This is a genomic window from Pseudomonas izuensis (genome assembly GCF_009861505.1).
Lineage (GTDB): Bacteria > Pseudomonadota > Gammaproteobacteria > Pseudomonadales > Pseudomonadaceae > Aquipseudomonas > Aquipseudomonas izuensis.
On record NZ_WTFT01000002.1, the window covers coordinates 74,289 to 86,347 of the forward strand.

General features: G+C 60.6%; 10 protein-coding genes. 5 read left to right on the forward strand and 5 right to left on the reverse strand.

Translation table 11 applies throughout. The annotated features are described in order from the left end of the window. Positions 1-94: 94 nt before the first annotated feature. Together gcvT and gcvH are read left to right on the forward strand one after the other, a co-directional pair. Complete coding sequence (gene gcvT, locus GPL81_RS00540; protein WP_121104230.1) at positions 95-1,177, forward strand: glycine cleavage system aminomethyltransferase GcvT; 1,083 nt, start codon at positions 95-97, stop codon at positions 1,175-1,177. Positions 1,178-1,225: 48 nt separating this feature from the next. Further along, positions 1,226-1,609, forward strand: coding sequence for a glycine cleavage system protein GcvH (gene gcvH, locus GPL81_RS00545; protein ID WP_160104792.1), 384 nt, complete (start codon positions 1,226-1,228; stop codon positions 1,607-1,609). A gap of 18 nt (positions 1,610-1,627) precedes the next feature. On the opposite strand, the gene GPL81_RS00550 is transcribed toward gcvH, so the two are convergent. Continuing rightward, positions 1,628-2,767 (reverse strand): DegT/DnrJ/EryC1/StrS family aminotransferase, encoded by a 1,140-nt coding sequence (locus GPL81_RS00550; protein ID WP_160104793.1) that lies wholly within the window; start codon positions 2,765-2,767, stop codon positions 1,628-1,630. A 154-nt stretch (positions 2,768-2,921) separates the two neighbouring features. On the opposite strand from GPL81_RS00550, the gene gcvP reads away from it, so the two are divergent. After that, positions 2,922-5,795 carry an aminomethyl-transferring glycine dehydrogenase gene (gene gcvP, locus GPL81_RS00555; RefSeq protein ID WP_160104794.1) on the forward strand — a complete coding sequence of 958 codons (2,874 nt, stop codon included), beginning with the start codon at positions 2,922-2,924 and terminating at the stop codon, positions 5,793-5,795. Positions 5,796-5,930: 135 nt separating this feature from the next. Here gcvP and GPL81_RS00560 read toward each other — a convergent pair whose 3' ends face one another. The 3 genes from GPL81_RS00560 to GPL81_RS00570 all read right to left on the reverse strand — a co-directional run bounded on the left by GPL81_RS00560 (position 5,931) and on the right by GPL81_RS00570 (position 8,524). Then, positions 5,931-6,248: a DUF2388 domain-containing protein gene (locus GPL81_RS00560; protein ID WP_096514314.1), complete on the reverse strand. Its 318-nt coding sequence runs from the start codon at positions 6,246-6,248 to the stop codon at positions 5,931-5,933. 71 nt (positions 6,249-6,319) lie between these two features. Next, complete coding sequence (tfpB, locus tag GPL81_RS00565; RefSeq protein ID WP_160104795.1) at positions 6,320-8,104, reverse strand: type IV pilus assembly ATPase TfpB; 1,785 nt, start codon at positions 8,102-8,104, stop codon at positions 6,320-6,322. A 90-nt stretch (positions 8,105-8,194) separates the two neighbouring features. Further along, positions 8,195-8,524 carry a hypothetical protein gene (locus tag GPL81_RS00570; RefSeq protein WP_160104796.1) on the reverse strand — a complete coding sequence of 110 codons (330 nt, stop codon included), beginning with the start codon at positions 8,522-8,524 and terminating at the stop codon, positions 8,195-8,197. A gap of 126 nt (positions 8,525-8,650) precedes the next feature. On the opposite strand from GPL81_RS00570, the gene GPL81_RS00575 reads away from it, so the two are divergent. Further along, on the forward strand, positions 8,651-9,115 hold the full coding sequence (locus GPL81_RS00575; RefSeq protein ID WP_096514317.1) for an Lrp/AsnC family transcriptional regulator: 465 nt from the start codon (positions 8,651-8,653) through the stop codon (positions 9,113-9,115). Between the two features lie 123 nt (positions 9,116-9,238). Here the strand turns inward: GPL81_RS00575 and GPL81_RS00580 are convergent, their stop codons facing one another. Beyond that, a complete protein-coding gene (locus GPL81_RS00580) occupies positions 9,239-10,606 on the reverse strand; it encodes a CYTH domain-containing protein (protein ID WP_160104797.1) in 1,368 nt (455 codons plus the stop codon). 156 nt (positions 10,607-10,762) lie between these two features. Between GPL81_RS00580 and argE the strand changes: the two genes are divergently transcribed. Continuing rightward, the gene (gene argE, locus GPL81_RS00585) at positions 10,763-11,926 is read left to right on the forward strand and encodes an acetylornithine deacetylase (RefSeq protein WP_160104798.1); all 1,164 of its coding nucleotides are present in this window, start codon (positions 10,763-10,765) and stop codon (positions 11,924-11,926) included. Positions 11,927-12,059: the final 133 nt, after the last annotated feature.

Sequence of the window (12,059 nt, forward strand, 5' to 3'; positions counted from 1 at the left end):
AAGTAGTAGAAATCGACTGCAAGCCTTTTGTATCAAGGCTTTTACTCGATAGATTTCTCGCCCGCACCTTCGCCACGCCCGGAAGGAGAAACCCATGGGACAGCGTACGCCTCTGTATGACCTTCATCTCGCCCTCGGCGCGAAGATGGTCGATTTTGGCGGTTGGGATATGCCCCTGCATTACGGATCGCAGGTCGAGGAGCACCATGAGGTGCGCCGCGATTGCGGTGTTTTCGATGTATCCCACATGACCGTGATCGATGTCGACGGCCCCCAGGCCAAGACATGGCTACAGCACTTGTTGGCCAATGACGTCGATCGCCTGCACAGTTCTGGTCGCGCCTTGTACAGCACCATGCTCAACGAGCGCGGCGGTATCGTCGACGACATGATCGTCTACCGCCTGGACGACGGTTATCGTCTGGTGGTCAACGCTTCCACCCGTGATCAGGATCTCGCATGGATGCAGGCTCATCTCGACGGTTTCGATGTGCAGCTCAGCGAGCGTTCCGAACTGGCCATGTTGGCCATCCAGGGCCCCCACGCCCGGCAGAAAGTGGCCGAGCTGGTCAATCAGTCCCGGGGCAATCTGATCCAGCTGCTCAAACCCTTCGAAGGCCAGCCCGACGGCGACTGGTTCATCGCGCGCACCGGCTATACCGGTGAAGATGGTCTGGAAATCATCCTGCCTGCCGATCAGGCGCCGGGGTTCTTCAACGATCTGGTGGGTGCGGGTATTTCTCCCATTGGTCTCGGCGCACGGGACACTTTGCGGGTCGAAGCCGGCATGAACCTCTACGGCCGGGACATCAATCAAGACGTCTCACCCTTGGCCTCCAACATGGCCTGGAGCATTGCCTGGCAACCGGCCACTCGCCAGTTCATCGGGCGCACGGCGCTGGAGGCCGAACGCAGCGGGGGCGTACAGCAAAAACTGGTCGGCCTGGTCCTTGAGGAGCGCGGGGTTTTGCGTGCTCATCAAGTGGTCCGCATCGCCGATGTTGGCGAAGGGGAGATCACCAGTGGTAGTTTCTCTCCTACGCTTAGCAAGTCGATTGCACTGGCGCGCGTGCCGATGGCAACGGCCGACCGCGCGGAAGTGGAAATCCGTGGCAAGTGGTACCCGGTCCGAGTGGTCAAACCGACCTTCGTACGCCATGGCAAAACCTTGATCTAACCTTTCTGGCGGCAATGACCGCTGACAATTTTCCTGAGGACACAGAACATGAGCGATATCCCTGCCGACCTGCGTTTTGCCGAAAGTCACGAATGGGCTCGCCTGGAAGCCGATGGCACCGTCACCGTGGGCATCAGCGATCACGCGCAGGAAGCGCTGGGTGACGTGGTGTTCGTCGAACTGACCGAAGTCGGAAACGTCTTTGCTGCCGGTGATCAATCCGGTGTGGTGGAGTCGGTCAAGGCCGCTTCCGACATCTATTCCCCGGTGGCCGGTGAAGTGATCGCAATCAACGAAGAACTGAGCGCTACTCCGGAATTGCTGAACTCCGACCCGTACGGTGCGTGGATCTTCAAGCTCAAGCCAAGCAACCCGGCCGAGCTGGAAAAACTGCTGGATGCCGCCGGCTACAAGGCCGCCATCGGCGAATAAGCCTCGCTCCCACAGTTTTTATGGTTTTAAAACGGCTTTCACGGCTGCCACTGAACGCTCGACATCCGCTTTGCTCATCGCCGTGAACATCGGCAACGAGACAATCAGCCGACCGACCCGCTCGGCGACCGGGAACATGCCCTCCTTGAAACCGCGCTCGCGGTAAAGACTCAGCAGGTGAATCGGCGGGTAGTGATAGCCAATGCCCACACCCAATGCCTGCATCTGCTCCATGAAGGTCGCTCGCGCCGGTTTGCCATCATGGCGCTCTGGCAATACAAGCTGGAACAAATGCCAGTTGCTGTTCTCGAAATCCGCCGGGGGCAGTTGTGCCCCGTACTGTGCTTCGAAATCCTCGCCAAAGCAGCTGAAGTAGTGCTTGGCCAATTCACGCCGATGAGCGGTGATCGCTTCGATATGGGCAAATTGCCCCAGGCCAATGGCCGCTGCGACATCGGTCATGTTGAACTTGCCGCCCAGCACATCGACGTCCAGGCCATCAAAGCCGCTGCGGGTGACGCCTTGCAGTCGGTATTTTTCCGCCAACCTGACTTCTTCGGCATTGTTCAACACCAGGCAGCCGCCCTCCGAAGAGGTGACGTTCTTGTTTGCCTGGAAACTGAAGGACACGAAATCGCCGGTCGAGCCAATGCGCTGACCGTTCCAGCTTGAACCCAGTGCCTGGGCCGCATCTTCCACAATCCGCAGACCGTGCTTCTGTGCCAGGGCATACAGGCGTGTCATGTCCACGGGCAGCCCGGCCAGATACACCGGGATGATGGCTTTGGTGCGCGGGGTGATGGCCGCTTCGAGCTGCGCCAGGTCGATATTGCGGGTCACCGGGTCGATGTCGGCAAACACCGGTGTGGCGCCGACTTCCAGAATGACGTTGGCAGTGGCCACCCAGGAAATCGGTGTGGTGATCACTTCGTCACCCGGCCCGATGCCGGCGATGCGCAAGGTGATTTCCATGGTGCAGGTACCGGAATTGAACGTGCGCACCGGGCGTCCGCCAAAATACTCCGAGAGTTGCGCTTCAAAGGCCTGAACCTTGGGGCCGCTGGTGATCCAGCCGGAGCGCAGCACATCGCCGACAGCGGCAATGGTGGATTCATCGATGGTGGGTTTGGAAAAAGGCAGGAAAGGCAGTTGGCTCATAAATACAGGCACCCGATCAGCGGACATTAGGTAGACGACGAGCATGATGATCCGGATTGCCCGGCGGCGCCACGTCATCCGTATCGGCACCGGCTGCTATGCTGGTTTGACCGTGTTACATCGACGTTGAGCGCCAGCCAAGAGAGAGCCCGTCATGTCCCAGTTGCCGTCCCTGAGCCAGTTACGCGACCCCAATGCCTTTCTTCGCCGCCACCTCGGGCCCGATACCGCCGAGCAGCAGGCAATGCTCGACAGCCTCGGCCTCGGTAGCCGGGTCGAGCTGATCGAACAGACGGTACCGCCGGGCATTCGCCTGAACCGGGCGCTGGATCTGCCGCCGGCCCTCGACGAAGAAGCCGCACTGGCCAAGCTGCGCGGCTACGCCGAACAGAATCAGGTCTGGACCAGCCTGATCGGCATGGGCTATCACGGCACCCTCACACCGGCTGTCATCCTGCGCAATGTGTTGGAAAACCCGGGCTGGTACACCGCCTACACGCCCTATCAACCGGAAATCGCCCAGGGGCGGCTCGAAGCGCTGTTGAATTTCCAGCAACTGACCATCGACCTGACCGGACTGGAACTGGCCAATGCCTCTTTGCTGGACGAAGCCACCGCGGCGGCGGAAGCCATGGCCCTGGCCAAACGGGTGGCCAAGTCGAAAAGCAATCTGTTCTTTGTTGATCAGAACTGTCATCCCCAGACCATTTCCGTGGTGCAGACCCGTGCCGAAGGCTTCGGTTTCGAGTTGATCATCGACGCTGTGGATAACTTGAAACAGCACCAGGTGTTCGGTGCGCTGCTGCAGTATCCCGACACCCACGGCGAAATCCGCGACCTGCGTCCGTTGATCGATCACCTGCATGCCCAGCAAGCGCTGGCGTGTGTCGCCGCCGACCTGCTGAGCCTGCTGCTGTTGACGCCGCCGGGGGAGTTGGGCGCCGATGTGGTGTTCGGTTCTTCCCAGCGCTTCGGCGTGCCCATGGGTTACGGCGGGCCGCACGCGGCGTTTTTTGCCAGCCGCGATGAATACAAACGGGCGATTCCCGGAAGGATCATCGGTGTGTCGAAAGATGCCCGCGGCAACGTCGCGCTGCGCATGGCCCTGCAAACCCGCGAGCAACATATTCGCCGTGAAAAGGCCAACTCGAACATCTGTACCGCGCAAGTGCTGCTGGCCAACATCGCCAGTTTCTATGCGGTCTACCACGGCCCGGAAGGGCTCAAGCGCATTGCCCAGCGCGTGCACCGGCTGACGTGCATCCTCGCCGCGGGCCTTGAGCGCAAGGGCATCACGCGGCTCAACCAGCATTTCTTCGACACCCTGACCCTGGACGTCGGTGGCACCCAGACGGCGATCATCGAAAGCGCCCAGGCGGCGCAGATCAACTTGCGCATTCTGGGGCGCGGACGAGTGGGCCTGAGCCTTGACGAAACCTGTGACGAATCGACGGTGGCCAAGCTGTTCGATGTGTTCCTCGGCGCCGATCATGGGCTCAATGTCGATGAGCTGGATGCCGAGGCGCTGGTTTCCAGCATCCCGAGTCAATTGCAGAGAACCTCGCCCTGCCTGCGCCATCCGGTATTCAGCACCCACCACAGCGAAACCGAGATGCTGCGTTACCTCAAGCAGTTGGAAAACAAGGATCTGGCGCTCAATCAGTCGATGATCCCGCTGGGTTCGTGCACCATGAAGCTCAATGCCACCAGCGAAATGATCCCGATCACCTGGCCGCAGTTCGCCAACCTGCATCCGTTCGCGCCGAAGGAACAGGCAGTCGGTTATGCGCTGATGATCGAAGAGCTGGAGCGCTGGCTCTGTGCGATCACCGGTTTCGATGCGATCTGCATGCAGCCCAACTCCGGTGCCCAGGGCGAGTACGCGGGGCTGCTGGCGATCCGCAAATACCACGAGAGTCGCCAGCAGGGTGGGCGGGATATCTGCCTGATTCCGTCGTCGGCCCACGGCACTAACCCGGCGTCGGCGCAGATGGCCGGGATGCGCGTAGTGATTGTCGAGTGCGACGAAGCCGGTAACGTCGATCTGGAGGATCTGAAAGAGAAAGCCGCCCAGGCCGGCGACAAACTCGCTTGCCTGATGGCGACCTATCCCTCGACCCACGGTGTGTACGAGGAAGGCATCAGTGAAATCTGCGAAGTGATCCACAGTCATGGCGGCCAGGTGTACATGGACGGCGCCAACCTCAATGCCCAGGTCGGGTTGGCGCGGCCGGCAGACATCGGCGCCGACGTATCCCACATGAACCTGCACAAAACCTTCTGCATTCCCCATGGCGGTGGCGGGCCTGGCATGGGGCCTATTGGCGTGCGCGCGCACCTGGCGCCGTTCGTGGCCAATCATCCGGTGGTGCCGATCGACGGACCGCTGGCGCAGAACGGTGCCGTCAGCGCAGCGCCGTGGGGCAGCGCGAGCATCCTGCCGATCAGCTGGATGTACATTGCCATGATGGGCCCACAACTGGCCGACGCCAGTGAAGTGGCGATCCTTGCCGCGAATTACCTGGCGCGGCACTTATCCGGGGCGTTTCCGGTGCTGTACACCGGGCGCAACGAGCGGGTGGCCCATGAATGCATTCTCGATTTGCGACCGCTCAAGACATTGACCGGCATCAGCGAGGAAGACGTGGCCAAGCGCCTGATGGACTATGGCTTCCATGCACCGACCATGTCGTTTCCCGTGCCGGGAACGCTGATGGTCGAACCCACTGAAAGTGAATCCAAGGCGGAGCTGGACCGCTTTATCGGTGCGATGCTGAGCATTCGCGCGGAGATTAACGAGGTGCAGAACGGCAACTGGCCGGCCGAGGACAACCCGTTGAAACGGGCGCCGCACACCTTGGCCGATATCACCGGCATTTGGGAACGGCCCTATAGCATCGAACAGGGCGTGACCCCGGATGCTCACACCAAAGCCCATAAATACTGGCCGGCGGTGAACCGGGTGGACAATGTGTATGGGGACCGCAATCTGTTTTGTGCCTGTGTGCCGCTGGATGAGTACCGCTGACAAATGTGGGAGCAAGGCTTGCCCGCGATAGCGATCTCAAGGCCGCCATCGCGGGCAAGCCTTGCTCCCACAGTGGCGAGTGTGAGCCATAAAAAATGCCGCTCAGTTGAGCGGCATTTTTGTTCAGCCGGGAAATTACTCCGAAGCCACGGCATTTTTCGCCAGGATCGCGTTCGCCAACTCCATGTCCGTGGCTTGCAGGCCTGGGTTGTCGGCGCGGACTTTCTGCATCGCGGCTTCCAGGTACGGGCCGCGGATGCCGCCGTCACTGGCGACGAAGCTGCCGGCATCGTCCTGGGCAGCGACGATCAGCTTGTTATCCTTGAACGTCAGGTAAGTCGAACCGGTGGTGGCACCGGAGGAAATGACGTTACGCCAAAAGCTATCGGCCATCGCCGAACCGACAGGCAGGGACAACAGGGCGATGGTAGCGACAGCAACTTTGAAACGCATGATGGGTGACTCCACTGTTTTAACTACGCCGTTGGATTGTCTGCCCCTGACCGAGTTCCATCAGGTCGCATCTACTTCTGCTCGCTCTGCGGCGTCACGCGCAACACCTCCTCGATCGTGGTCAAACCGGCCGCCACCTTTTGCGCCCCTGACAATCGCAAGCTGCGCATGCCTTCCTTGAATGCCTGACGCCGCACCGCCAGCAAGTCGGTGTCGGGATTGATCAGTGCTTTCACGCCTTCGGTCAGTTGCATGATTTCGTACACCCCGGCACGGCCGTGATAGCCGGTGTCGCGGCACTCCAGGCAGCCGATGGCGCGTTGGGCGTTGGTGGGCAGCGGTGCCTGCCAGGGCCGGGTCAGGGTGTGCCAGTCTTCTTCGCCGAGGGTTTGCGGGGCCTTGCAGTGCGGGCATAAGGTCCGCACCAGTCGCTGGGCCATGACCCCGAGCACGGTGGCCTTGATCAGGTAATGCGGCACGCCGAGCTCCAGCAGGCGGCTGATGGCGCTCGGCGCGTCGTTGGTGTGCAGCGTCGACAGCACCAGGTGACCGGTGAGGGCCGCCTGGATCGCCATCTCTGCGGTTTCCAGGTCGCGGATCTCGCCGATCATGATGATGTCCGGGTCCTGCCGCATCAGCGCGCGCACCCCGGAAGCGAAGGTCAGGTCAATGTTGTGCTGGACCTGCATCTGGTTGAACGCCGGCTCGACCATTTCGATCGGGTCTTCGATGGTGCAGAGGTTGACCTCGGGCGTCGCCAGTTTCTTGAGGGTGGTGTACAGCGTGGTGGTTTTGCCGGAGCCGGTCGGCCCGGTGACCAGAATGATGCCATTGGGCTGACGGGTCATGTCCTGCCAGCGCCGTAGATCGTCGGCTGAAAACCCGAGCTGATCGAAGTCCTTGAGCAGCACCTCCGGATCGAAGATCCGCATCACCATTTTTTCGCCGAAGGCGGTCGGCAGCGTCGACAGCCGCAACTCGACTTCGCCGCCGTCCGGGGTTTTGGTTTTCACCCGGCCGTCCTGGGGTTTGCGTTTCTCCGCGATGTTCATCCGCCCCAGGCTTTTCAGGCGACTGACGATGGCCATGGTCACTTGCGGCGGGAATTGGTAGACATTGTGCAACACGCCGTCGATGCGAAAGCGCACCGTGCCCTGTTCGCGCCGGGGTTCGATGTGGATATCGCTGGCACGCTGCTGGAAGGCGTACTGGAACAGCCAGTCGACGATGTTGACGATATGCGCGTCGTTGGCATCCGGCTCCTGATCGCTGGCGCCGAGATTGAGCAACTGTTCGAAGTTGCCCAGGGTATTGATCTGCTGATCGGCGTTGTTCGCCCCGGTGACCGATTTGGCCAGGCGGAAAAACTCCACACTGAAGCGCTGGATGTCCACCGGGTTGGCCACCACGCGCTTGATCGGCAGCTTCAGCACGTGGGTCAGATCGGCTTCCCAGCCGTTGACGTAGGGCTGGGCGCTCGCCACCGTTACGGCATCACGGTCAATGGACACTGCGAGAATCTTGTGGCGTTGGGCAAAGGCGTAGGACATCAGCGGTGTCACGGCCGCGACGTTGATTTTCAGCGGATCGATACGCAGATAGGGCTGGCCCGCCTGCTGGGACAGCCACAGGGTCAGGTTTTCCAGGTCGAGGTGTTTGCCGGGACGACTGAGGTCATCCAGCTGTTGGCTGGCGATGAACTCCAGGGGGTGCATCTGGCCATGGGCGGCGTGGCGGCGACGGGCATTGAGCGCGTGTTCAGCCGAGTCCTGGCTGATGAAGCCTTGGTTGACCAGCTCACGCAAGACATCATTGAGATCCAGCCAGCGGTCCTGAATGGCGAGTTGAACGGACATGCGGGCTCCTTTTGAACAACAGTGCGCAAAGGATAGTCGTGGCGCCATAGACCGTTGGGCCACTACCCGACGAAGCCGTATCGGATTTTTTCAGCCGGTCGCCAGGGCGGCTTCAGTCCACGCCGGGTCAGCACCTTGCAGATCAACCGAGCAGACGCTGATCAGGTTACGAAGTTTTTCCGCAATCACCTGGGCGCGATGCCAGCTCAATCCGTCGATGACAATCTCGATGGCCAGCAAGTCGTCCTGGCGTTGTACGTGCACCTGCTCCGGCGTCAGGAATTGCAAGGCGAACAAGTTGAGCGCGCGGCACAGCAAATCGGGCTCGGCTTCGGCCAGTAGCTGGTACTGGACGCGGCAATGGATGTTGTTGACGTTCCAGACATCGGCGCGGGTGTTCACGGCTTGAAGGTGCGGCATGGTCGTTCTCCAAAATCACTGGAGAAAGTTTTACATTCGGTGCCCGGTATTTCTTATCTATGATGGGCTGAATGGCTGTATTTTCGAATCATTCAATTCATCGAGTTATCTATTACGGGCTTTTTTATGCAAAGCGAACTGGATGGCTATGACCGCAAGATCCTGGCGTTGCTGCAAGAGGACGCTTCGCTCTCCAGTGCGCAGATCGCCGAACAGGTGGGGCTGTCGCAGTCGCCCTGCTGGCGGCGGATTCAGCGGATGAAGGAGGAGGGGATCATTCGTGCCCAGGTGACCCTGCTCGATCGCAAGAAAATCGGCCTGAACACGCAGATCTTTGCGCAGGTCAAACTCAACGCCCACGGGCGTTCGAACTTCACGGAATTCACTGAGGCCATTCGCGGTTTCCCCGAAGTGCTGGAGTGTTACGTGCTGATGGGGGCGGTGGATTTCATGCTGCGGATCGTCGCGGCGGACATCGAGGCCTATGAACGCTTCTTCTTCGAGAAGCTGTCGATGGTGCCGGGGATTCAGGAGGTCAATTCGGTGGTGGCGTTGTCGGAGATCAAGTCCACCACCAGTTTGCCTGTTTGAAGCATTGCGGTGAATTGGCTGGCCCCATCGCGGGCAAGCCTTGCTCCCACAGATTTGAGTCGACCGCCAGATTTGGGCTCGACACCGGCACTGTGGGAGCAAAGCTTGCTCGCGATAGCGGTATTAAAGGCGCAGAAGGGTTTTCCAGGCGCGATTCTGATAAACCGCAATCGCCTGCTGCTTGCGCGCATCCAGGGCTTCGTCGGTGATCGGCTCGTTAGCCAGTTGCGCCAGTTTGTTCAGTTCGCCATACAGGCGATCCATTTCCGGGATCTCCAGCACATTTCGCGCGTGATGCAGCCAGGACTGGATGCGTTCGATGCGCGGCAGTTGCTCGGCCAGGTCTTCCGGTTGTTGCTGATAGCGCTGCAATTGCAGCGAGTTGGCTTCTTCGCCCAACAGCCGCGGCAACCAGCTACCCAGTTGTGCAGCGCCCTGGCGATTGCCGCGGGTATTGCGGTCGGCGGTCCAGGTGCGGGCCAGCAACCAGCGCGAAGTGTTCAGCGAGAACAGGCCCCAACGCGGGTCCTCGAGTTCTTCAAGGAACTGTTCCGGCGCGGCTTTGCGCACGTCCTCATCGTCCATGCCGGCCTGGACCAGTGGACGCCAGTCTTCGAGCAAGGCATCCAGCGCGGCACGCAGGTCGTGGGTCGATTGACGTGGCGCCGCTTGGCCAAGGCTGCTGACCAGTGCACGCAGTTCGGCAAGGTTTTCCACCCAGTCTTGCAGCAGGCGCCAGTGGCCGTTGAAGCGATATTGCTCGGCCAGACGCTGGCTGCTGCCCAGCAGGTGCCAGCACAGCGCGGCGAAGGCGTCGTCCAGCGGGGTTTCGGCGGTGAGTTGCGGTGCCGGCAGGCTCAACGAGTAGCTGTGGGCGTCGTACAGGCGATAGCCGCGCTCGGCCTTGCTGATGTCGCACGGCATCAGGGCCAGGGTCGCGGCAAGTTCGGCGGCCAGTTCCAGCAGAGCGGCCGGTTCGCCTTCGCGCAGTTCCAGTTCCAGCTCGCAGATTTCTTCTTTTTGCTTGCCGACGACCACGTGGCCAAGATCCAGCGCGGCTTCGATGACCACTTTGGTCTTGCCGCGACCCCAGGCGATTTCCGCGCGCTCGCGCACAAAGTCGGTGGTGAAGATCGGCTTCAGGGCTTTCTTGTCCAGTTCGGCCAGTTCCTCGGGCCAGCATTCGCCGTCGAGTTTCTTCAGGTCGAGCTTGGCTTTGGGCAGGTTCCAGTCGTATTCGTTGCGCTCGGACAAGCCGGCGACGCTGTGGCCACGGGTCTTGAGGGTCTGAATTACGTCTTCACCATCCTTGCGCAGGCGCAGGGCCACCTTGGCGCGGGCCAGGTCGCGCTCGGGGGTGTCGAAGTATTGGTTCATCAACTCACGGCGTTCCCAGCCACTTTTGTTGCGTTTTTTCAGTAATGGGTGCTCGCGCAGGGCAGCGAGGGTTTCGCGGCTGACGCGGAGTTTGATTTCGGTTTCTTTCTGCATGGCCGGAAAATCCAGGATCGGGAGCGCAGCCGGGGGAATATGTGGCTGCCAAGGTCGTGCAGTGTACAGCAGTGAACCAGGCAGCGCGCCGCAACGGTTTATTCCTGTCATTGGATGGCTCTATGATGGACTTCAATTCGGGAGTTGGAGTCAGCGATGCCTTTGCCGTCCATGAAAGATCAGTTCGCTGCACTGATCGCTGCACCGTCCGTCAGTTGCACCCAGGCGAGCCTCGATCAATCCAATCGTCCGGTGATCGACCTGCTGGCCGCGTGGCTCGGCGACCTGGGGTTTGTCTGCGACATCCAGCAGGTCAGCCCTGGGAAATTCAATTTGCTGGCCAGTTATGGCTCCGGCCCCGGCGGTTTGGTGCTGGCCGGTCATAGTGACACCGTGCCATTCGACGGCGCGCTGTGGCAGACCGATCCGCTGAAGCTCACCGAGGTTGACGGCCGCTGGGTCGGCTTGGGCGTTTGCGACATGAAGAGTTTCTTCGCCCTCGCCATCGAAGCGGTCATACCGCTGCTCAATCAACCGTTCAAACAGCCGCTACTGATCCTCGCCACCTGCGATGAAGAAAGCTCGATGTCCGGTGCCCGTGCGCTGGCTGAAGCGGGCCGGCCGTTGGGACGGGCAGCGGTGATCGGCGAGCCGACCGGCCTCAAGCCGATTCGCATGCACAAGGGCATCATGATGGAGCGCATCGATATCCTTGGGCAGAGCGGTCACTCATCGGACCCGCGCCTGGGTCACAGTGCCCTGGAAGCCATGCACGATGCCATCGGTGAACTGCGCGGCCTGCGCTTGCTGTGGCAGCGTGAGTTTCGCAATCCGCAATTCAGCGTACCGACCCCGACCCTGAATTTGGGCTGCATCCATGGTGGCGATAACCCGAATCGCATCTGTGGCCAATGTTCGCTGGAATTCGACTTGCGGCCCCTGCCGGGCATGGACCCCAAGGTCCTGCGTGCCGAGATTTTGCAACGGCTCAAGCCGGTTGCCGAGCGGCATCAGGTCAAGATCGATTACGCGCCGCTATTCCCCGCCGTGCCGCCGTTCGAAGAGGCCGAGGATGCGGAACTGGTGCGAATCGCTGAAAAGCTCACCGGCCATCGCGCCGAAGCAGTGGCGTTCGGCACCGAAGCGCCTTATCTTCAGCGTCTTGGCTGCGAAACGCTGGTGCTCGGCCCTGGCGATATCGCCTGCGCTCACCAACCGGGGGAATTCCTCGAAATGTCACGTTTGCAGCCTACGGTGCATCTATTACGTCAGTTGATTGAACATTACTGCCTGACACCGGCGCCAATGCCAGTCCGTTGAATGCAATCAATGTGGGAGCGAGCCTGCTCGCGATGAGGCCGTTACAGTCAACATCAATGTTGCCTGTCCCATCGCCTTCGCGAGCAGGCTCGCTCCCACAGGGGTTTGTGTTTTGGCTGACAGAACTTATAAA